A 21,461-nucleotide genomic window follows, 5' to 3' on the forward strand; every position below is an offset into this window, starting at 1 on the left:
GGCCTACACTGCGGGTTCCTCTGACGGAAACGCGCGCGTGGTCTCCAGCTGGATCCTTCTGCTGGTCTCGGTTGCCTATGCCGCACTGCTGTTCGGCGTGGCATGGTGGGGCGACCGTCGGCCGATGTACCCGGACCGGCCCTGGCTGCGGCCGGTGGTCTACAGCCTGGCGCTGGCCGTGTACTGCTCGTCCTGGACCTTCTATGGCGCGGTGGGCACCGCCGTGCGCAACGGTATCGGTTACCTGCCGATCTACATCGGGCCGCTGCTGCTGCTGCTGTTCGGCTGGCGCATCATCGAGCGCCTGGCCCTGATCGCCCGCAGCCAGAACGTGGTGTCCATCGCCGATTTCATCTCCTCGCGCTTCGGCCGCTCGCGGCGCCTGGCCGCGCTGGTGGCGATCATCGCCCTGATCGGCATCGTTCCCTACCTGGCCCTGCAGTACAAAGCGGTGGCGATGAGCCTGCAGGTGCTGACCGGCAACACCGGCCCGACCGGCTTCTTCAGCGATCCCGCACTGTATGTCGCCCTGCTGATGGCCCTGTTCGCCACGCTGTTCGGCACGCGCCAGGTGGATGCCACCGAGCATCACCACGGCATGATGCTGGCGATCGCCCTGGAATCGGTGATCAAGCTGCTGGCGATGCTCGCCGTTGGCGTATTCGCCTATGTGTGGCTGACCGACCGCACCGATGCGGTGGTCGAGTCGGTGCATACGCTGTTCACCGGATTGCCGCCGGTGGGATTCATTTCGCAGACCCTGCTCAGTTTCCTCGCCATCGTCTGCCTGCCGCGCCAGTTCCATGTCGCGGTGGTCGAATGTGGCGATGTACGCGACGTGCGCCGCGCACGCTGGATGTTCGGTGGTTACCTGGTGCTGATCTCGGCGATGGTGCTGCCCATCGCCACCGCGGGCGTCACGTTGTTCGGCACCGGCGGCAGCGTCGCCGACGATGCGATGGTGCTGGCGCTGCCGCTGGCCGAAGGCCGCAACGCACTGGCGCTGGTCGCCTATGTGGGTGGCTTCTCCGCGGCCACCGGCATGGTCATCGTCTCATCCATCGCGCTGGCCACCATGGTCAGCAATGATCTGGTGATGCCGGTGCTGCTGCGCCGCAGTGGCGATCACCAGGAAGCAGCCGACGTGGCCTCGCGCGTGCTGTGGATCCGCCGCCTGGCGATCCTGCTGCTCGCGTTGATGGCGTACAGCTACTACCGCAGCAGCAGCAACGACAGCACCCTGGCGTCCTACGGCCTGATGGCGTTCGCCGCGGTAGCGCAGTTCGCACCTGGCCTGATCGGCGGCCTGTACTGGCGTGGCGCCAGCCGCCGCGGCGTGGAAACCGGCATGCTGCTCGGCTTCGCCACCTGGCTCTATACCCTGTTGCTGCCGGCGATGACCATGGCGGGATGGGTCGACGCCGGCTGGGTCCAGCAGGGTCCGTTCGGCATCGAATGGCTGCGCCCGCAGCAGCTGTTCGGCATGACCGGCTGGGATCCGCTGACCCACGGTACCTTCTGGTCGTTGCTGGTCAATGCAGCAACGATGATGCTGGTGTCCGCACGCTGGCGGCCGGGGGTGGACGAGCGACTGCGTGCTGCGCCCTTCCTCGATCCGTACGCCGAGCGCCCCTCGGTCGCCGGCGGTTGGCCGGGCCACGTGCATGTGGGCGACCTGCTGGCGCTGGCCTCGCGCGTGGTGGGCGAGCGCCATGCGCGGCGTTCGTTCTTCGAGCAGGCGCAGTCGCTGGGCCGCGAACTGCAGTCTTCCGCGCCGGCCGACCGGCCCTGGGTGCAGTTCACCGAGCGCCTGCTGGCCGCGTCGATCGGTGCCGCCTCCGCGCGCCTGCTCCTGACCAGCCTGCTGCGCGGTTCCGGCATGGACCTGGGTGAGGTGGTAGCGGTGCTGGACGAAGCCGGGCAGGAACTGCGCTTCAACCGCGAGATCCTGTCCACCACGCTGGAAAACATCAGTGCAGGTGTCAGCGTGGTCGATCCGGACATGCGCCTGACGGCGTGGAACCGCCGCTACCAGGACATGTTCGGCTACCCCGACGGCATGCTGTACGTGGGCCGCCCGGTGGCCGACCTGATCCGCTACAACGCCGAACGGGGCGAGCTGGGCGAGGGCGACATCGAGGTGCAGATCAACCGCCGCATCGGCTACATGCGCGCCGGCTCACCGCATGTGTTCGAGCGCACGCGCAGCGATGGCAAGGTGATCGAGATGCGTGGCCAGGCCTTGCCTGGTGGCGGCTATGTGACCAGCTACAACGACATCACCGATTACAAGCACGCCGAGAAGGCGCTGCTGGAAGCCAACGAAACGCTGGAACAGCGCGTCGCCGAGCGCTCCCACGAAGCTGAAGCCGCCCAGCAGTCGAAGACCCGCTTCCTGGCCGCGATCAGCCACGACGTGCTGCAGCCGCTCAATGCCGCGCGCCTGTTCGCTTCGGCGCTGCGTGACAGCGTTCATGTGAGCGACGAGCAGAAGCATCTGGCCGAGCGCGTGGATGCCTCGCTGCGCGCGGCGGAGGAGCTGCTGGATGGCCTGCTGGACGTATCGCGGCTGGATGCAGGTGGGTTGCATCCGGTCATTGGCGAGTTCGACGTCAGCGCGCTGATGCGCGAGCTGGCCGCACAGTACACGCCGGTTGCCGCCGGCCGTGGCCTGCGCCTGGATCTGTTCGCGCGCCCGGCATGGGTGCGCAGCGACCGGCGCCTGCTGCGGCGTGTGCTGCAGAACTTCCTGGCCAACGCGCTGCGCTATACACGGCAGGGCCGCATCGTGCTGGCCGTGCGCCATCGGGGCGAGGAAGTGGAACTGCAGGTGTGGGATACCGGCCCCGGCATCCCGGAGCATCACATGCGGCAGATCTTCGATGAGTTCCATCGCTACCAGCAGCCCTTCGACTGGGGCGAGCAGGGCCTGGGTCTGGGCCTGTCGATCTGCCAGCGCATCTCGCGCCTGCTGGACCATCGGCTCAACGCACGCAGCCGCGTCGGCAGCGGGTCGATGTTCTCGATCATCCTGCCTCGCGTGGCGCCTCTGCCGGGCTACACCGAGCCTGCCACGGCGGTCCAGGTGGCCGCCACGCCGGTGCGCAGCGATTCGCTGGCCGGCCTGCGCGTGCTGTGCGTGGACAATGACGAGGAAATCCTCGACGGCATGCGTGCGCTGCTGGGTCGCTGGCAGGTGCAGGTGATCACCGCCGCCACCGTCGATCAGGCGCTGGAAAAGATTGCCGAGCGCCCGCAGGTGATGCTGGTGGATTACCACCTGCATGACCGCATGGATGGCCTGGACGCGCTGGTGGCACTGCGCGAGGCGGCGGGCTATCCGCTGCCCGGTGCCCTGCTCACTGCCGATGGTCGCGATGAGCTGAAGCGGATGGCGCGCGAGCGGGGTTATCGGGTGCTGACCAAGCCGATCAAGCCGGCCTCGCTGCGCGCCTTCCTCGGCGCGCTGCGCGACGCCGGCAGCAACGAAGCCTGATGGCAACTGTAGAGCCGAGCCCATGCTCGGCTCCGCGCGCAGCCCGGCGCTGATATAGCCATCGCTATACAAACCAGCCCTGCCTGCGCGTTTCACCAGAAATGTGCCAGGCGCGAATCGCGATGCTAAGCTTCGCGTCCCCTTGGGGAGTAGCCGGATTCCTACGCAGGAATCGTCCACGTCAACATACTCGGCCAGTGCGCCGTGGCGTGGACAGCCATGATGGTTGGCGAGACCAGCGGCCCGCGCGCGCAACGTCAGGTTGGGCGCGAGCGCAGGCCGTGCGTCCGTCCAAGCCCGACCTCAGCAAGCACACATGTCCCCCATTTCGATCCTCCTGATCGGCTTTGCCATGTCCACCGATGCCTTCGCCGCGGCGATCGGCAAGGGCGCGGCGATGCGCAAGCCGGTGTTCCGCGATGCACTGCGTGCCGGCATCATCTTCGGCGTCATCGAGGCGATCACGCCCATCATCGGCTGGTTGCTCGGCCGCGCCGCCCTGCAGTACGTCGAAGCCTTCGATCATTGGATCGCCTTCGGCCTGCTTGGCGCTCTGGGCATCCACATGATCTACAACGGCCTGCGTCCGGATGAGGGTGAAGAGGATGAAGACCCCTCGCAGCACCACGGCTTCTGGAAGCTGGCGCTGACGGGATTCGCCACCAGCATCGATGCGATGGCGGTGGGTATCGGCCTGGCGTTCATGGATGTCCATATCGGCGTGATGGCGGCGGTCATCGGCCTGTGCACGCTCACAATGGTCACCGTCGGCATCATGCTCGGCCGCGTGCTGGGCAGCATGGTTGGCAAGCGTGCCGAGATCATTGGCGGCGCGATCCTGGTGATCATCGGCGCGACGATCCTGTACGAACACCTGCGCGGCGTGGGCTGAGCAGGGGCTACCTGTAGAGCCGAGCCCGTGCTCGGCGGGCGTATGAAGCAGCCGAGCATGGGCTCGGCTCTACGTCAGGGTCTTGGCTGACAGGCATTGCGGCGTTGCACTGATGGAGAGGCTGTCATGCGTGCCATAGCCTCTTCGCATGGCCAGTCCCGCACTTCGTTATGGTCGTTGGTCGCATACCGGCAATGTCTACGCGCTTACCACGGTAACGCATGCGCGTCGTCCCTGGTTCATAGACAAGGCCAACGTTGAGCTGCTGATCGAAGCCCTGCGCACGGTAGAGCGGACCGGTCGTACCTTCTCCCTGGGCTGGGTGATCATGCCCGACTACCTGCATTGGTTGATGGAGTTGCGTACCGGCACGCTGGCCGGCCGCATGCAGATCCTGAAGTCCAGGAGTGGAAGATCCATCGCCACGCGCGTTGATGCGAACGTGCCGATCTGGCAGCCGGGGTACTACGACCATGCGTTGCGCAGTGACGAATGCCTGCACACGCAGGCGAGATACATTGCGGCCAATCCCGTGCGTGCAGGGTTGGCGACCCGTATCGCGGAGTACCCCTATGCCTGGAGTCGATGGCCGCTTGAGGCATGATTGGCATTGAGGCGAAGAGCAGCCGAGCACGGGCTCGGCTCTACGAGGGCATCACGAGACCCCGTGCACGGCTCCGCAGCCCGGCACGGTCAGTCTTCTTCCGGCGGCAGCACGATCGCGTCGTCGTCGATGGCCAGCTTGCCGGCCATCAGCACCGCCTGGGTGCGGTTGGTCACGCCCAGCTTGCGCAGGATCGCGGTCACATGTGCCTTGATCGTCGCTTCGGAGACGTTGAGGTCGTAGGCGATCTGCTTGTTCAGGCGGCCGGCGCCCAGCATCTGCAGCACGCGGAACTGCTGCGGCGTCAGCTCGCGCAGGCGCTGGCCGACCTCGCGTTCCTCGCGCTCGGTGGGTGGCACGTTGTGTGCCTCCGGCGGGGCCCACGTCTCGCCGTCGAGGATGGTGCCCAGCGCATGACCGATGGTGTCCGAGTCGGCGGACTTGGGAATGAAGCCCAGCGCACCGTGATCGAGCGCACGGCGCATCACCGTGGCCTCCTCCCGCGCGGAGACGACCACCACCGGCAGGTGAGGATGCAGCGAGCGCATGTGCACCAGTGCGTTGAAACCCTGTGCACCCGGCATGTTGAGGTCCATCAGGACCAGGTCGGCATCGTTGTGCTGGTCGGCCAGTGCATACAGCGCTTCCACGCTGTCAGCCTCGAACAGCTGCACGCCGGGGATGACCCGCTGTACGGCCCCACGCAGGGCTTCGCGGAACAGCGGGTGGTCATCTGCAATCAGGAGGGTGGTCATGGTCGGGGGGAACCGTGGGGAAACTGTTCGGGGGCCAGGCCCCTGGGGGCAGAGAGCCCTTTCCCTGCGGAAAGGGATCCGACCCCGGGTCGTACGTCAGCGTACCTTGCGTTCGTCCACCAGCGACGCCACCACCGACGGATCGGCCAGGGTCGAGGTGTCGCCGAGCTGGTCCGGCGCGTTTTCAGCAATCTTGCGCAGGATGCGGCGCATGATCTTGCCCGAGCGGGTCTTCGGCAGGCCCGGTGCCCACTGCAGGTGGTCCGGGGTGGCGATCGGCCCGATTTCCTTGCGCACCCATGCGATCAGCTCCTTGTGCAGCTCTTCGCTCGGCGCTTCCTCGGCCACCAGGGTGACGTAGGCATAGATGCCCTGGCCCTTCACGTCGTGCGGGAAGCCGACGACGGCGGCTTCTGCCACCTTCGGGTGCGAGACCAGCGCGCTTTCGACCTCGGCGGTGCCGATGCGGTGGCCGGACACGTTGATCACATCGTCCACGCGGCCGGTGATCCAGTAGTAGCCGTCTTCGTCGCGGCGGCAACCGTCGCCGGTGAAGTAGCTGCCCGGATACGTGCGGAAATAGGTGTCGATGAAGCGCTGGTGGTCGCCGTACACCGTGCGCATCTGGCCCGGCCAGGAATCACGGATGATCAGATTGCCTTCGGTCGGGCCGTCCTGGATCTCGCCATCGGCGTTCACCAGCGCCGGCTGTACGCCGAAGAAGGGCAGGGTGGCCGACCCCGGCTTGAGGTCCATCGCACCGGCCAGCGGCGAAATCAGGATGCCGCCGGTCTCGGTCTGCCACCAGGTATCGACGATCGGGCAGCGGCTGTCGCCGACCACCTCGTAGTACCAGCGCCAGGCCTCGGGATTGATCGGCTCGCCGACGCTGCCGAGCAGGCGCAGCGAGGCGCGCGAGGTCTTCTTCACCGGCTCCTCGCCTTCGCGCATCAGTGCACGGATGGCGGTCGGCGCGGTATAGAAGATCGACACCTTGTGCTTGTCGATGACGTTCCAGAAACGCGAGGTGTCCGGGTAGTTCGGCACGCCCTCGAACATCAGCGAGGTTGCGCCGTTGGCCAGCGGGCCGTACACGATGTAGCTGTGGCCGGTGACCCAGCCGACGTCGGCGGTGCACCAGTAGATGTCGTCCTCGCGCAGGTCGAACACCGCTTCGTGGGTGTATGCCGCGTACAGCAGATAACCGCCGGTGGTGTGAAGCACGCCCTTCGGCTTGCCGGTGGAACCGGACGTGTAGAGGATGAACAGCGGATCCTCGGCGTTCATGCGCTCCGGCTCGCAGGTGGATGGCTGGCTGTCCACGACGTCATGGAACCAGCGGTCGCGCGGGGCCTGCATGTCCACCGCGCCGCCGGTGTGGCGCACCACCAGCACGGTCTCCACGGTGTTGGTGCCCGGCAGTTTCAGGGCTGCATCGACGTTGGCCTTCAGCGGAACCTTGCGGCCACCGCGCAGGCCCTCGTCGGCGGTGATGATGAGCTTGCTCTGGCAGTCGCTGACACGATCGGCGATCGAGTTCGGCGCGAAGCCACCGAACACCACCGAGTGGATCGCACCGATGCGCGCGCAGGCCAGCATGGCCACGGCAGCATCGACGATCATCGGCAGGTAGATGGTGACCCGGTCACCCTTGCCGACGCCCAGGTTGCGCAGCGCATTGCCGAGCCGGCAGGTGCGCTCGTACAGCTCGCGATAGGTCACGTGCTGGGCCGGTGCGTCCGGGCTGTCCGGCTCGAACAGCAGGGCGGTCTTGTCGCCACGGCTGTCCAGCTGGCGGTCAAGGCAGTTGACGCTGGCGTTGAGCTCGCCGTCCTCGAACCACTTGATGTGGAAGTCGGCCAGGTCGTAGCTGACGTTCTTGATCTTCGTCGGCGTGCGCATCCATTGCAGGCGCTCGGCGGCCTTGCCCCAGAAACCCTCCGGGTCGGTCACAGAAGCCTGGTACTGCTGTTGGTAGGACGTCTTGTCGATGCGTGCCTTGGCGGCGAACTGCGGATCGACGGGGTAGATATCAGCCATGGCACCCTCACTTGCACGTTGACTTTGTATGTGCGGTCGCAGCATCGCAACGACCGATCCCCCTCAGTTTGCCCCATCCACCCCCGGCCGCGTCACCACTGTGCTTAGACCATGGTCGAAAGTGAGCGCCCTGCGGGCCCGGCTTCGACCAATGGCGAATAGCCGGTGCGCGCATGTGCCCCGCAGTCTCGGCTCGACCGTGCCCCACGCGCGGCATCACCTTGCCACTTGGGAGAGAGGGCAACATGAGCCACCGTACGTTGAAAGCCGTGCGCACACCTTTGGCGGCCTGCCTGCTGGTCGCCCTGGTCGCACCGGGCATGGCGTTCGCAGAGACCGCCAAAGAAAAAGCACTCGAATCACGCGTCGCCGAACTGGAGCGCCAGGTCCAGCTGCTGCTGTCTTCGCAGCAACAGCAGCAGACCCAGATCGCCCAGACCCAGCAGGCGGTGACCGAAGTCCGCACCGTGCAGTCCGAGCAGAAGCCGGCGGTGCCGGCCGGCAAGCAGCCGATCCAGGTCACCACCATCACTCCGGGTGCCGCACCGGGTACCACGGTCAAGATCGGTGGCTTCATCAAGGCTGACTTCCTGGCGACCCAGACCAGTGACGGCCAGCTGGCCGACGATGCCACCGGCCGTTCGCTGTATCTGCCGGGCCAGACCCCGGTGGAAGGCGCCGGCGGAAACGGCAGGCGTTCGGGCACCGACTACAACGCCCACGCAAAGTTCTCGCGCTTCAACCTGGGCATCGACAACGTGAGCGAGTCCGGCAACAAGGCCGGCGCGTTCTTCGAGATGGACTTCTTCGGCAACTCGCTCGGCAACCAGACCGCCACCAACACCTACGGTGTCACCCTGCGCCATGCCTACATGTACTGGAACAACTGGCTCGCCGGCCAGACCTGGTCCAACTTCATGGACGCGGCCGCATTGCCGGAAGCGGTCGACTTCGTCGGCCCGACCGACGGTGTGATCTTCGTACGCCAGGCACAGGTGCGTTACACCAGCGGGGGCTTCAGCGTTGCCCTGGAAAACCCGGAAACCACCACGCTTACCGGTACCCGCAATCCGGTCACCGGCGCCTGGACCAACGCCAGCGCCAACTCCGATCGCGGCAGCCTGCCGGATCTGACGATGCGTTACGGCTGGAAGGGCGACTGGGGCACCTTCGGCGTCGGCGGCATCGTCCGCCAGCTGAAGGTCGACAACCAGACCACCGGCGCCAAGGCCGACAAGGTTGCCGGCGGCCTGACCCTGGGCGGCAAGTGGGTGATGGGCGACAGTGATTCGCTGCATTACCAGTTCACCGGAGGCGAGGGCATCGCGCGTTACATCGGCCTGGGCATCACCGCCGACTCGGCCTATGACATCGCCCGCGACGAGCTCAATCCGACCGGCGTTCTGGCCGGCTACGTGGGCTGGCGCCATGCGTTCTCGCCGAAGCTGCGCACCAACCTGATCTATGCGCGCAGCGACTACGACAACGACAGCGTGCTGGGCCCGCTGGTCACCAAGAGCGTGCAGAGCATCCGCGGCAACATCTTCTACTCACCGCTGCCCAAGGTCGATGTCGGCGCCGAGCTGATGTATGGCCGCCGCGAGATCGAGAACGGCAACAAGGGTGACATCACCCGGCTGCAGTTCACCACGAAGTACAGCTTCTGACGGCGCGCCGACCCAGGTCGGCCGCTACCGATACTGAGTGCCGACCCACCGTCGGCACTTGCCAACAACGATTGCTTCGGAGGGGAAGCGTCTCATGTCCAGCACACCCAGCACCGCGCACAATCCCGCGGGCACCCTTACCAAGGGCCACAAGAAAGTCATCTTCGCTTCGAGCCTGGGTACGGTCTTCGAGTGGTATGACTTCTTCCTGTACGGCTCGCTCGCCGCCATCATCGCCAAGCAGTTCTTCAGCGGTGTCAATGAAACCACGGGCATGATCTTCGCCCTGCTGGCGTTCGCCGCCGGCTTCTTCGTGCGTCCGTTCGGCGCGGCCTTCTTCGGCAGCCTCGGCGACCGCATCGGCCGCAAGTACACCTTCCTGGTCACCATCCTGATCATGGGCATCTCGACCTTCCTGGTCGGTGTGCTGCCCAACTACGCGTCGATCGGCTTTGCCGCGCCGGTGATCCTGATCATCCTGCGCCTGGCCCAGGGCCTGGCGATGGGTGGCGAATACGGCGGCGCGGCGACCTATGTGGCCGAGCATGCCCCGGACGACAAGCGTGGCCTGTACACCAGCTTCATCCAGTGCACCGCCACGCTGGGCCTGTTCATGTCGCTGCTGATCATCCTGGCCTGCCGCTACTTCCTGGGCAATGAAGCATTCGAAGCCTGGGGCTGGCGCATTCCGTTCCTGGTGTCCATCGTGCTGCTGGGCATCTCGGTGTGGATCCGCCTGCAACTGAGTGAGTCGCCGCTGTTCCAGCAGATGAAGTCGGAAGGCAAGGGCTCCAAAACGCCGTTCCGTGACAGCCTGAAGGGCGGCAACCTGAAGCTGATGCTGCTGGTCCTGCTGGGCGCAGCGGCCGGCCAGGCCGTGGTCTGGTACGGCGGCCAGTTCTATGCGCTGTTCTTCCTCAGCAGCATGCTGAAGGTCGACGCCACCACCTCCTACCTGCTGATCGCGGCCGCACTGGCGCTGGGTGTGCCGTTCTTCATCTTCTTCGGCTGGCTGTCCGACCGCATCGGCCGCAAGAAGATCATCCTCGCCGGCTGCCTGCTGGCTGCCGTGACTTACATCCCGATCTTCAAGGGCCTGACCCACTTCGCCAACCCGGCCATCGAAGAGGCCCGCAGCAGCTCGCCGGCCCTGGTCGTGGCCGATCCGTCCACCTGCTCGTTCCAGTTCGATCCGGTCGGCCTGCGCAAGTTCACCAGCTCCTGTGACGTGGCCACCGCCGCGTTGACCAAGGCGGGCGTGCCGTACGACGTGCAGCCGGCAGCGGCGGGTTCGCTGGCGATCGTCAACGTCGGCAGCGCCAGCGTCACCTCGTATGAAGCGGCGGGACTGAGCAAGGACGAAGGCAAGGCCAAGGCCGACGCATTCGGTGCCGAACTGAAGACCGCCCTGACCACCGCCGGCTACCCGGCCAAGGCGGACAGCGCGCGCATCAACATTGCGGGCACGATCTTCATGCTGTGGCTGCTGGTGCTGTACGTGACCATGGTCTACGGCCCGATCGCCGCCTACCTGGTCGAGCTGTTCCCGACCCGCATCCGCTACACCTCGATGTCGCTGCCGTATCACATCGGCAACGGCTGGTTCGGTGGCTTCCTGCCGGCGATCTCCTTCGCGCTGGTGGCCGGTACCGGCAATCTGTACTACGGCCTGTGGTATCCGATCGCGATCGCGCTGATGTCGGTGGTGATCGGTGGCCTGTTCCTGCGTGAAACCAAGGACGTGGATATCACCAAGTAGGAATGATGTTCACCGGATGAAGGAGAGGCCGTGGTGCAGACCACGGCCTTTTCGTTGCCCTGTAGCGCCGAGCCATGCTCGGCGACCGCGCAGCGCGCGGCACAAAACTCCGCAGACGCGAAAAGACAGCGTTCAATGCCGTAATCGTGGTTGAAAAGCATCCGAAGCCACCCGCCATCTCGCGCCCAGGGTCAGATCTCTTTCGCGCGCGAAAGGTATCTGACTCCGTCGGACAGTGCCGCACCCCGTATAGTCGGCCCATGACGACCACCGCCCCAGCCGACCTCCCCGACCTCCTGCACACCCTGCGCAGCGCCTGGCAGTCGCAGCGCCCGTCGCTGGATCAGCGCGAAGCCGACCTGCGCCGCCTGCGCGAGGCGCTGAAGCCGCGTCTGGATGAAATGGCCCAGGCCATCGCCGAGGACTTCGGCCACCGCGCCCACGTTGAATCGAAACTGGCCGATGGCATGAGCGTGCTGTCGGCCATCGACCACCTGCGGCGCCACCTGCGGCGCTGGTCGAAGCCGCAGCGGGCATCGGCGGGATGGAAGTTGTGGCCGGCGCGCGCGCAGCTGCGGCCGACGCCGTTGGGCGTGGTCGGGGTGATCTCGCCGTGGAACTACCCGGTTACGCTGGCATTGGTGCCACTGGCCACCGCCATCGCTGCCGGCAACCACGTACTGCTGAAGCCTTCGGAACACACGCCCCGCACCAGCGCGTTCCTGGCCGATCTGCTGGCCAGTGTGTTCCCGCCCGATCGGGTGGCGGTGGTGCAGGGTGGTGCGGACGTGGCGGCGGCGGTGTCGTCGCTGCCGTTGGACCATCTGCTGTTCACCGGCTCGACGGCCGTGGGCCGCAAGGTGATGGCGGCTGCGGCCGAACATCTGGTGCCGGTCACGCTGGAACTGGGCGGCAAGTCGCCGGCCATCGTCTGCCGTGATTTCCCGCTGGACAAAGCCGCCGCACGGCTGGCCACCGGCAAGTGGTTCAACGCGGGCCAGACCTGCATCGCGCCGGATTACGTGCTGATCGATAGCGCGCGTCAGCGCGAGTTCGTGCAGGCGCTGCAGCAGCAGGTACGCGAGCGCTATGGTGACTTCAGCGAGGCCGGCGACTACACGCGCATCATCAACGAAGGCCAGTACCAGCGCCTGCAGGGCTACCTGGCACAGGCGCGGCAACGCGGGGTGCCGGTGATTCCGCTGGCGCACGTGGATGAGGCTCGCGCCGACCGCGAGCGCCTGCTGGTGCCGACCGTGGTGCTGGACCCGCCGGACAACCTGGACCTGATGCGTGAGGAGATCTTCGGGCCGATCCTGCCGGTGCGCGCCTACCCGGATCTGGATGCGGCGCTGGTCGACGTTCTCTCCCGCGACCGGCCGCTGGCGCTGTATCCCTTCAGCCACGACCGCGCCACCGTGGAGCGCATTCTCGCCAACGTGGTGGCCGGGGGAGTAACGGTCAACGACACGCTGCTGCACTTCGCCGCCGATGGCCTGCCGTTCGGCGGGGTGGGCGCCAGCGGCATGGGCGCGTACCACGGCCGCGCCGGGTTCGATGCGATGAGCAAGCGGTTGCCGGTGCTGTGGCAGTCGCGCTGGGCGGCCAGCGACAGGCTGCGGCCGCCGTATTCGAAGATTGCGGGGATGTTGAAGCTGCTGCTGCGGTGAAACCACGCATGGCGTGGCTCTACCGGTAGGTGCCAACCTTGGTTGGCACGCGGGGCATCCATGCGCCAACCAAGGTTGGCGCCTACCAAAGCAGGCCCGGGTAGAATGCCCCCATGAAGATCGCCTCGTGGAACGTCAATTCGCTCAACGTCCGCCTGCCGCACCTGGAGCAGTGGCTCAAGGAGTTCGGCCCGGACATCGTCGGCATCCAGGAAACCAAGCTGGAGGACCACAAGTTCCCGGATGCGGCGCTGATCGGCGCCGGCTACCGCAGCGTATTCGCCGGCCAGAAGACCTACAACGGCGTGGCCCTGCTGTCACGCGAGCCGGCGCAGGACGTGCAGATCGGCATTCCGGGTTTCGAGGACGAGCAGAAGCGCGTCATCGCCGGCACCTTTGGCGACCTGCGGGTGATCAACCTGTATGTGGTCAACGGCCAGGACGTCGGCACCGACAAGTATGCGTACAAGCTGCGCTGGCTGGAGGCCGTGCACGCCTGGATCGGCGAGGAACTGCAGCGGCACCCGAAGCTGGTCGTGCTGGGTGACTTCAACATCGCCCCGGACGCCCGCGACGTGCATGATCCGGAGGTGTGGAACGAGAACCACATCCTCACCTCCACCGCCGAGCGCGGCGCGCTGAACAAGCTGCTGCAGCTGGGCCTGCACGACGGTTTCCGGCTGCACAACGAGCAAGCCGGCACGTTCAGCTGGTGGGATTACCGCGCGGCGGGCTTCCGCCGCAATCTGGGCCTGCGCATCGACCTCACCCTGGTCTCCGATGCGCTCAAGGGCGGCGCCGTGGCGTCCGGCATCGACCGCGAGCCACGTACCTGGGAGCGCCCCAGCGACCACGCGCCGGCATGGGTGCAGTTGGGGTGAGGTAGCGCCGGGCCGTGCCCGGCGCTGCCCGTCGGATCAACGTATGCTCTTGCGGGTGAACAGGTTGACGATCGCCAGCAGGATCACCGCACCGATCAGCGAGAACAGGAAGGTGCGGATGGTGATCGCTTCGTTGATGCCGCCGCCGAACAGCCAGCCGGAAATCAGCGCGCCGACAATGCCGACCACGATGTTGAGAATGATGCCCTGCTGCGCATCGCGCTTCATGATGATGCTTGCCAGCCAGCCCACGATGCCGCCGACGATCAGCCAGATGATGATGCCCATGATCGAACCTCCGGTGGAAAACCGTGACCAGTTGACGCGCATGGCTGTGAACCCGTCGTGCAATCCCGTGACGGTTGCGTGCGGATGAGCTTGCCAGCCACCCTGGATGGCCCCTGGCGCTTCGGCCCGGTCACGGTCTGGCGGCGGCCACACGTGCCGGGCCAGCGCGGTGAGCCGCAGGCCCGGCAGGTGCTGGCACAGGCGCTGGATCTCGCGCCGGAGGCACTGCCGCTGGTCCGCGACGACAAGGGCCGACCCGAGCTGACCGGTGCGCTGGCCAACCACGGCACGGGCTGGAGCCACAGTGGCGACGTGCTGCTGGTGGCGCTGGGTGAAGGTGTACGGCTCGGCGTGGACCTGGAACTGCTGCGCCCGCGCCCACGCCTGCTGGAGATCGTGCAGCGCTTCTTCCATCCGGAAGAGGTGGCCTGGCTGCAGGGCCTGGACGCCACGGAACGCGAACACTGGTTCTTCCGTGTCTGGTGCGCCAAGGAGGCGCTGCTGAAGGCACACGGGCAGGGCATTTCGTTCGGCCTGCATCGCCTGCAGCTGGCGCCAGGTGTCGACGGCGCCCTGCACCTGCGCTGGTGCGACCCTGCGCTGGGTGATGCCCGGCAGTGGCATCTGCACGAATGGCAGGCCAGCGGCCAGTTCCGTGCCGCATTGGCCTGGTATCCGCAATGAAGCGGCGAATCAGCCCGGGAAACGGGCGATAATGGCGGCATGAGCGAACACGAACTCCCCGCCGGCGTGACCGCCACGCTGGAGCAGGGCCTGGCCGGCATGGGCCTGGACGCCGCACTGGCGCCGCCGCTGCTGCGCTACCTGGGCCTGCTGCACCGCTGGAACGGCACCTACAACCTCACCGCCATCCGCGACCCGCAGGAGATGGTCACCCGTCACCTGCTCGATTCGCTGGCCATGCAGCCGTTCGTGGCCGATGGCCGCCTGGCCGACCTGGGTACCGGTCCTGGGCTGCCCGGTATCCCGCTGGCGATCGCCTGCCCGGGTCTGCAGGTCACCCTGGTCGAGAGCAACGGCAAGAAGGCCCGCTTCATGCGCGAGGCCGTGCGCCAGCTCGGCCTGGGCAATGCCCGCGTGGCTGAGTCGCGCGCCGAAGCGCTGGACGAGGCCGGCCACTACGACCAGTTGACCGCCCGCGCGATGGACACGCTGGCCGGCATCATCCGCGTCGGTGGCCACCTGCTGCGTCCTGGCGGCGTGCTGCTGGCGATGAAGGGCGTCTACCCGCATGAAGAGATCGCCGCACTGCCGGCAGGCTGGCAGGTGCGCGACGTGGCCCCGTTGAGCGTGCCCGGCCTGGCGGGCGAGCGCCACCTGGTCACCGTTACAGGCCCCTGATCCCGCCGCCAACCCTTTGCGCGACAAGGGGTTGGCGATCCACGATTTCCGCCCGGGCCCGGTTGTACGCATAATGACCGGTCCCAGCATCCGTCGACGAGGCACACCCGCATGGCCCGCATCATCGCCATCGCCAACCAGAAGGGTGGCGTCGGCAAGACCACGACCGCCGTCAACCTGGCCGCTTCCCTGGCCAACGCACCCAAGCGCGTGCTGTTGGTCGACCTGGATTCGCAGGGCAACGCGACCATGGGCAGTGGTGTGGACAAGCGTGAGCTGGCGGCGTCCACCTGCGACCTGCTGCTGGGCGAGAACACCGCCGCCGACGTGCGCGTGCAGACCGCGGAAGGCTACGACCTGCTGCCCGGCAACATCGACCTGACCGCTGCGGAGATCCAGCTGATGGCGCAGGGCGAGCGCGAGCAGCGCCTGAAGCGGGCGCTGGCGCCGATCCGCGACGAGTACGACTACATCCTGATCGACTGCCCGCCGGCGCTTTCACTGCTGACGCTCAACGCACTGGCCGCCGCCGATTCGGTGATCGTGCCGATGCAGTGCGAGTACTACGCGCTGGAAGGTCTGAGTGCTCTGGTGGAAACCATCGAGGCGCTGCGCGCCAGCCTGAACCCGGCGCTGGAGATCGAGGGCGTGCTGCGTACCATGTTCGATGTGCGCAACAACCTGGCCAACGCCGTATCGGCCGAACTGACCGAACACTTCGGCGACCGCGTGTTCCGTACCATCGTGCCGCGCAACGTGCGCCTGGCTGAAGCGCCCAGCCACGGCCAGAGCATCGTCGGCTACGACCGCGCCTCGCGCGGCGGCGTGGCTTACCTGGGCCTGGCCGGCGAGATCATCCGTCGCAACAACGAACGCAACAAGGCCACCAAGGCCGTGGAGACCGTCTGATGACCAGCAGCAAGCCGGCAGCCAAGAAGCGAGGCCTCGGCCGTGGCCTGGATGCGCTGCTCGGTCCGAAGGGAGCGGTCAGCCAGGTGCAGGCCACCACCGCGGTGATCGAACCGTTGCCGGGTGAGGTGCTGCGCAAGCTGCCGGTCGGCCAGCTGCAGCCGGGCAAGTACCAGCCGCGTCGCGAAATGGACGAGGGCAAGCTGTCCGAACTGGCGGACTCGATCCGGTCGCAGGGCGTGATCCAGCCGATCCTGGTGCGTCAGCTGCCGGCGGGCAACTTCGAGATCGTCGCCGGCGAACGCCGCTGGCGCGCCTCGCAGCTGGCCGGTCTGGACGAAGTGCCGGTGGTGGTGCGCGAACTGGAAGACCGCACCGTCATCGCGATGGCGCTGATCGAGAACATCCAGCGCGAAGACCTCAACCCGCTGGAAGAAGCCGAGGCGCTGCAGCGCCTGATCAGCGAGTTCACCCTGACCCATGCCGAGGCGGCCGAGGCCGTCGGCCGCTCGCGCGCGGCGGTGTCCAACCTGCTGCGCCTGCTGGAACTGCCGGTGGCCATCCGCCTGCTGCTGGAAACCCGCCGCCTGGAAATGGGCCACGCCCGCGCGCTGCTGACCCTGGCCCCGGAACTGGCCGGCAAGCTGGCGCAGGAAGCGGCCGATGAAGGCTGGTCGGTGCGTGAAGTGGAGCGCCGCGCGCAGGCCTTCGCCGCCGGCAAGGTGCCGAGCAACCGCCCGGCGGCCACGCCGAAGGTGCAGCAGGCCGACATCGCCTCGCTGGAAACCGAACTGTCCGAGTCGCTGGGGACCAAGGTGGCGATCAGCCACGGCCGCGGCGGCAAGGGCAAGCTGATCATCCACTACACCGATCTGGATACCCTCGACGGCGTGCTGGAAAAGCTGCGGACCCGCCAGGGCTGAGTCGCTCGGCACGTGGACAGAGACCTGCAATGACCATCCTGCTCACCGGCGCTGCCGGCTTCATCGGTGCCTACACCGCCCGCGCGCTGCTGGAGGCGGGCCAGCCGGTGGTGGGCCTGGACAACTTCAACGACTACTACGACCCGCAGATCAAGCGGGACCGCGTGGCCGCGCTGTGCCCCACGCTGGATCTGCGCACGCTTGACCTGACCGACCGTGAAGGCCTGGCCGCGCTGTTCGACGAACTGCAGCCGAGCGCGGTGATCCATCTGGCCGCGCAGGCCGGGGTGCGCTATTCGCTGGAGAATCCGCAGGCCTACGTCGACAGCAACCTGGTCGGCTTCGTCAATATCCTGGAACTGTGCCGCCACCGCGGCGTGCAGCATCTGGTCTACGCCTCCAGCAGTTCGGTGTACGGCGATTCGGCCACGCCGCCGTTCTCCGAGGACCAGCGCGTGGACCAGCCGCGCTCGCTGTACGCGGCCACCAAGGCTGCCAACGAGCTGATGGCGCACACCTACGCGCAGCTGTATGGCCTGCATGCCACCGGCCTGCGCTTCTTCACCGTGTACGGCGCGTGGGGACGGCCGGACATGGCGCCGCTGCTGTTTTCGTGTGCCGTCCTGGCCGGGCGCCCGATCGAGGTGTTCAACCAGGGGCGCATGCAGCGCGATTTCACACATGTCTCCGACATCGTGTCGGGTATCCTCGGCGCGCTCGCGCACCCGGCCGATGGTCCGGTACCGCATCGGGTATTCAACCTCGGCAACCATACGCCGGTCGAGCTGGAGCGCTTCATCAGCGTCATCGAGCAGGCCGCCGGCCGCCCTGCGCAGAAGGTCTACAAGCCGATGCAGCCGGGCGACATGGTCCGCACGATGGCCGACACCCGCCGCGCACATGACGCATTCGGCTTCGATGCGGTGACCCCGATCGAGCAGGGGCTGCCGCCCGTCGTCCAGTGGTGCCGCGAGTATTTCGGCGATCGCGCCTGAGGAGCAATCCTCACACAGCCGGATTCATCTTCGGATAACCTCGGCTTCGGAGAATGCGCGGTCTTTGTCCCCTCTTGGCCGAGTGACCCATGAGCCAACCCGAGCTTTCCGTTGTCGTCCCCGTATTCAACGAGCGCGACAATGTCGCGCCCCTGATCGCCGAAATCGTCGCGGCACTGCGGGGCCGGTTGCCGTTCGAGATCGTCTATGTCGACGATCACTCCCGCGATGACAGCCTGGCGGTGCTGCAGGGCCTGAAAGCCACCACGCCGGAGTTGCGGGTGCTGCACCATGTCGAGCAGAGCGGGCAGAGCACAGCGGTGCGCACCGGTGTCAAGCATGCCCGTGCGCCGTGGATCGCCACCCTGGATGGTGATGGCCAGAACGATCCGGCCGACATCCCCAAGCTGCTGGCGGCTCGCGATGCTGCCGACGGGCAGGTGAAGCTGTTTGCCGGCTGGCGCGTCAACCGCCAGGACAGCGGCAGCAAGCGCTGGGCCAGTCGCTGGGCCAACCGCATCCGGGCGCGCATGCTGCGCGACGATACGCCCGACACCGGCTGCGGCATCAAGCTGTTCGAGCGCGAAGCCTTCCTCGACCTGCCGTATTTCGACCACATGCACCGCTATCTGCCGGCGCTGATGCAGCGTGCCGGTTGGAAGACCACCAGCGTGCCGGTCAACCATCGTCACCGTACCGCTGGCGTCTCCAAGTACAACAACCTCGGCCGTGCGCTGGTCGGCATCCGCGACCTGCGGGGCGTTGCCTGGCTGATCACCCGCAGCAGGCGTACCGCGGTGGAAGAACGATGATGGCGCTGCACTGGCTCGACCAGCCGCTGACCTGGTTGTTCTGGACCGGCCTGCATGTGACGGGCTGGAAGCTGATCGGCTATACCGGCGCACTGATGTTCGGCGGCCGCTGGCTGGTCCAGTTCATCGCCTCCCGGCGTGCCGGCAAGCCGGTCATCCCGCGCCTGTTCTGGTACATGAGCGTGATCGGCAGCCTGATGACGCTGAGCTACTTCCTGTTCTCGGCCAAGCAGGATTCGGTGGGCGTGCTGCAGAACCTGTTCCCGGCGTTCACCGCGCTGTACAGCCTGCACCTGGACATCCGGCACCGCGGCTGGAAGCGGGACAAAGCCAGCCATTGAGGTAGCGCCGGAGAGGTGTCCGTTCTGCACGCTGCGCGCTCGCGGGGCATGGCCCCGCGCTACCGATCCAACCGTTGAGGCGGCACCTGGGCGGGATCGAACGCCGGTAGCGCCGGGCCATGCCCGGCGAAGGTGTGCGGTCCCCGCGTTACCGGTCCTGCAGCGCAGGCAGGACTTTTGAACCATGCCCCGGCTGTCCGGCGGTGCCATGATCGGCGTCTGCCTTCCCGGGAACCTGTGCTCGTGAAAACCCGTCTTGCCGTTGCCCTGCTCATCGCCCTGTCCGCTCCGGCTGCCGTCGTGGCGGCTCCGCCCGCGCTCGCGGCGTCCGCCCCTGCGACCACCGAATCGGCGGCCGATGCCGCCTTCCGCGCGCTGTACGAAAAGGAATGGAAGTGGCGCCAGGCCGGGGGCGGTGAAGCCAGCGAGGATGGCGACGCGCCGGCCAACGCCACGCGGCTGCCCGATGTGGGCGCGGCCGCGCAGCAGGCGCGCCTGAAGGTCTGGGACCAGACCCTGGCCGAGCTGAAGAAGATCGACCCGAAGACACTCAGCGCCGACAACCAGGTGAACTACGCGATCTACCGCGACCAGGTGTTCAACCTCGCCGAGGAGGTGCGTCTGCGGGCCTACGAGATGCCGTTCAACTCCGATTCCTCGTTCTGGTCCAATCTCTCGTTCATGGCCCGGCGCGAGATGAAGACCGCGCAGGACTTCCGCAACTACATCGCACGCCTGGACGACGTGCCGCGCTATTTCGGCCAGCAGACCGAGAACATGCGCGCCGGACTCAAGCGGGGTTTCAGCGTGCCCCGCGCGGTGCTTGACGGGCGCGAGGTCTCCATTGCCACCGTCGCCGAGCTGAAGGACCCCACCGAGTCGCCGCTGTACGCGCCGTTCAAGAAGCTGCCGGCCAGCATTCCGGCGGCCGAGCAGGCGCAGCTGCAGGCGCAGGCCCGTGCGGTGATCAGCGGCAAGGTGGTGCCGGCCTTCCAGCAGCTGCGTACCTTCTTCGTCAATGAGTACGTCCCGCAGGCGCGTACCACCCTGGCGGCCGAAGCGATGCCGGAGGGCAAGGCGTTCTACAGGCAGCAGATCCACGAATACACCACGCTGGACCTGTCGCCGGATGAGATCCATCGCATCGGCCTGGGCGAAGTCGCGCGCATCCAGAAGGAGATGAACGACATCATCCAGCAGGTCGGCTTCAAGGGCAGTTTCGGCGAATTCCTGACCTTCCTGCGCACCGATCCGCAGTTCTACGCCAAGACCCCGAACGAGCTGCTGTATCGGGCGGCGTGGATCTCCAAGCGCATCGATGGTGTCATCGGCAAGTACATGACACTGCCGCGCGCGCGCTTCACCATCGTGCCGGTGCCGCCGGACATCGCGCCATTCTGGACCGCAGGCCGCGGTGGCATGGGCACCTATTGGCTCAACACCTACAACCTGCCGGCGCGGCCGCTGTACAACCTGCCAGCGCTGACCCTGCACGAGTCCGATCCCGGTCATGCCCTGCAGGGCGCGCTCGCCGCCGAACAGGGCGAACAGCCCGAGTTCCGCCGCAACGCCTACATCTCCGCCTACGGCGAAGGCTGGGGCCTGTACAGCGAGAAGCTGGGCGTGGAGATGGGCATCTATGAAACCCCCTACGAGGATTTCGGTCGCCTCACCTACGAGATGTGGCGCGCGGCACGCCTGGTGATCGATACCGGGGTGCACAGCAAGGGCTGGACCCGGGAACAGGCCATCGCCTACCTGCGTGACCATACCGCGCTGAGCGAGCACGAAGTGACCACCGAAGTGGATCGCTACATCTCCTGGCCGGGCCAGGCGTTGAGCTACAAGCTCGGCGAGATCGCCATCGTGCGCCTGCGCGCGCAGGCCGAGAAGGAGCTGGGCGACAAGTTCGACGTCAAGGGTTTCCATGACGCCGTGCTCAAGCAGGGGTCGGTGCCGCTGCCGGTACTGGAACAGCAGATCCAGGCCTATATCGCGCAGCGCAAGCAGGCCTGATCCGAAATGCCGCCGGGCATGGCCCGGCGCTACCGGAATGCGCGGTGGTAG

General features: G+C 66.7%; 18 protein-coding genes and 1 riboswitch. Of the genes, 15 read left to right on the forward strand and 3 right to left on the reverse strand.

The window, feature by feature from the left end; translation table 11 throughout:
- Positions 1-37 precede the first annotated feature (37 nt).
- The 3 genes from QMZ25_RS02500 to QMZ25_RS02510 all read left to right on the forward strand — a co-directional run bounded on the left by QMZ25_RS02500 (position 38) and on the right by QMZ25_RS02510 (position 4,992).
- The gene (locus tag QMZ25_RS02500) at positions 38-3,496 is read left to right on the forward strand and encodes a PAS domain-containing hybrid sensor histidine kinase/response regulator (protein WP_053517694.1); all 3,459 of its coding nucleotides are present in this window, start codon (positions 38-40) and stop codon (positions 3,494-3,496) included.
- Between the two features lie 138 nt (positions 3,497-3,634).
- Positions 3,635-3,724: riboswitch (yybP-ykoY riboswitch) on the forward strand.
- A gap of 88 nt (positions 3,725-3,812) precedes the next feature.
- The gene (locus QMZ25_RS02505; protein WP_053517695.1) at positions 3,813-4,388 is read left to right on the forward strand and encodes a manganese efflux pump MntP family protein; all 576 of its coding nucleotides are present in this window, start codon (positions 3,813-3,815) and stop codon (positions 4,386-4,388) included.
- A 148-nt stretch (positions 4,389-4,536) separates the two neighbouring features.
- Positions 4,537-4,992 carry a transposase gene (locus QMZ25_RS02510; RefSeq protein ID WP_283219075.1) on the forward strand — a complete coding sequence of 152 codons (456 nt, stop codon included), beginning with the start codon at positions 4,537-4,539 and terminating at the stop codon, positions 4,990-4,992.
- An 89-nt stretch (positions 4,993-5,081) separates the two neighbouring features.
- Here the strand turns inward: QMZ25_RS02510 and QMZ25_RS02515 are convergent, their stop codons facing one another.
- Both QMZ25_RS02515 and acs read right to left on the reverse strand, forming a co-directional pair.
- Positions 5,082-5,747 carry a response regulator transcription factor gene (locus QMZ25_RS02515; protein WP_005411662.1) on the reverse strand — a complete coding sequence of 222 codons (666 nt, stop codon included), beginning with the start codon at positions 5,745-5,747 and terminating at the stop codon, positions 5,082-5,084.
- Positions 5,748-5,843: 96 nt separating this feature from the next.
- Positions 5,844-7,787, reverse strand: coding sequence for an acetate--CoA ligase (gene acs / locus QMZ25_RS02520; protein ID WP_065181408.1), 1,944 nt, complete (start codon positions 7,785-7,787; stop codon positions 5,844-5,846).
- 245 nt (positions 7,788-8,032) lie between these two features.
- On the opposite strand from acs, the gene QMZ25_RS02525 reads away from it, so the two are divergent.
- The 4 genes from QMZ25_RS02525 to xth all read left to right on the forward strand — a co-directional run bounded on the left by QMZ25_RS02525 (position 8,033) and on the right by xth (position 13,764).
- The gene (locus tag QMZ25_RS02525; RefSeq protein WP_053517699.1) at positions 8,033-9,454 is read left to right on the forward strand and encodes a DcaP family trimeric outer membrane transporter; all 1,422 of its coding nucleotides are present in this window, start codon (positions 8,033-8,035) and stop codon (positions 9,452-9,454) included.
- A 94-nt stretch (positions 9,455-9,548) separates the two neighbouring features.
- On the forward strand, positions 9,549-11,213 hold the full coding sequence (locus QMZ25_RS02530; RefSeq protein ID WP_053517700.1) for an MFS transporter: 1,665 nt from the start codon (positions 9,549-9,551) through the stop codon (positions 11,211-11,213).
- Between the two features lie 260 nt (positions 11,214-11,473).
- Positions 11,474-12,883: a coniferyl aldehyde dehydrogenase gene (locus tag QMZ25_RS02535; protein WP_283219076.1), complete on the forward strand. Its 1,410-nt coding sequence runs from the start codon at positions 11,474-11,476 to the stop codon at positions 12,881-12,883.
- Positions 12,884-12,996: 113 nt separating this feature from the next.
- Positions 12,997-13,764 carry an exodeoxyribonuclease III gene (gene xth, locus QMZ25_RS02540; RefSeq protein ID WP_283219077.1) on the forward strand — a complete coding sequence of 256 codons (768 nt, stop codon included), beginning with the start codon at positions 12,997-12,999 and terminating at the stop codon, positions 13,762-13,764.
- Between the two features lie 36 nt (positions 13,765-13,800).
- Here the strand turns inward: xth and QMZ25_RS02545 are convergent, their stop codons facing one another.
- Complete coding sequence (locus QMZ25_RS02545) at positions 13,801-14,052, reverse strand: GlsB/YeaQ/YmgE family stress response membrane protein (protein ID WP_005411656.1); 252 nt, start codon at positions 14,050-14,052, stop codon at positions 13,801-13,803.
- An 84-nt stretch (positions 14,053-14,136) separates the two neighbouring features.
- On the opposite strand from QMZ25_RS02545, the gene QMZ25_RS02550 reads away from it, so the two are divergent.
- From QMZ25_RS02550 to QMZ25_RS02585, 8 genes are all read left to right on the forward strand, one after another.
- Positions 14,137-14,736: a 4'-phosphopantetheinyl transferase superfamily protein gene (locus tag QMZ25_RS02550; RefSeq protein ID WP_279942626.1), complete on the forward strand. Its 600-nt coding sequence runs from the start codon at positions 14,137-14,139 to the stop codon at positions 14,734-14,736.
- A gap of 39 nt (positions 14,737-14,775) precedes the next feature.
- Complete coding sequence (gene rsmG / locus QMZ25_RS02555) at positions 14,776-15,414, forward strand: 16S rRNA (guanine(527)-N(7))-methyltransferase RsmG (protein ID WP_053517711.1); 639 nt, start codon at positions 14,776-14,778, stop codon at positions 15,412-15,414.
- Between the two features lie 111 nt (positions 15,415-15,525).
- Entirely contained in the window at positions 15,526-16,323 is a 798-nt protein-coding gene (locus QMZ25_RS02560; protein WP_053517712.1) for a ParA family protein, read from the forward strand.
- Complete coding sequence (locus QMZ25_RS02565; protein WP_053517713.1) at positions 16,323-17,246, forward strand: ParB/RepB/Spo0J family partition protein; 924 nt, start codon at positions 16,323-16,325, stop codon at positions 17,244-17,246. Before QMZ25_RS02560 ends, QMZ25_RS02565 begins: the two co-directional genes overlap by 1 nt.
- A 29-nt stretch (positions 17,247-17,275) precedes the next feature.
- Positions 17,276-18,241, forward strand: coding sequence for an NAD-dependent epimerase/dehydratase family protein (locus QMZ25_RS02570; protein WP_283219078.1), 966 nt, complete (start codon positions 17,276-17,278; stop codon positions 18,239-18,241).
- An 89-nt stretch (positions 18,242-18,330) separates the two neighbouring features.
- On the forward strand, positions 18,331-19,053 hold the full coding sequence (locus tag QMZ25_RS02575) for a glycosyltransferase family 2 protein (protein ID WP_065174256.1): 723 nt from the start codon (positions 18,331-18,333) through the stop codon (positions 19,051-19,053).
- The gene (locus QMZ25_RS02580; RefSeq protein WP_053517717.1) at positions 19,053-19,394 is read left to right on the forward strand and encodes a lipid-A-disaccharide synthase N-terminal domain-containing protein; all 342 of its coding nucleotides are present in this window, start codon (positions 19,053-19,055) and stop codon (positions 19,392-19,394) included. The genes QMZ25_RS02575 and QMZ25_RS02580 overlap by 1 nt, the downstream gene beginning before the upstream one ends.
- 243 nt (positions 19,395-19,637) lie before the next feature.
- On the forward strand, positions 19,638-21,410 hold the full coding sequence (locus QMZ25_RS02585; RefSeq protein WP_283219079.1) for a DUF885 family protein: 1,773 nt from the start codon (positions 19,638-19,640) through the stop codon (positions 21,408-21,410).
- Positions 21,411-21,461 lie beyond the last annotated feature (51 nt).

The organism is Stenotrophomonas sp. RS-48 (assembly GCF_030053245.1).
In the GTDB taxonomy this organism is placed as follows: domain Bacteria; phylum Pseudomonadota; class Gammaproteobacteria; order Xanthomonadales; family Xanthomonadaceae; genus Stenotrophomonas; species Stenotrophomonas maltophilia_P.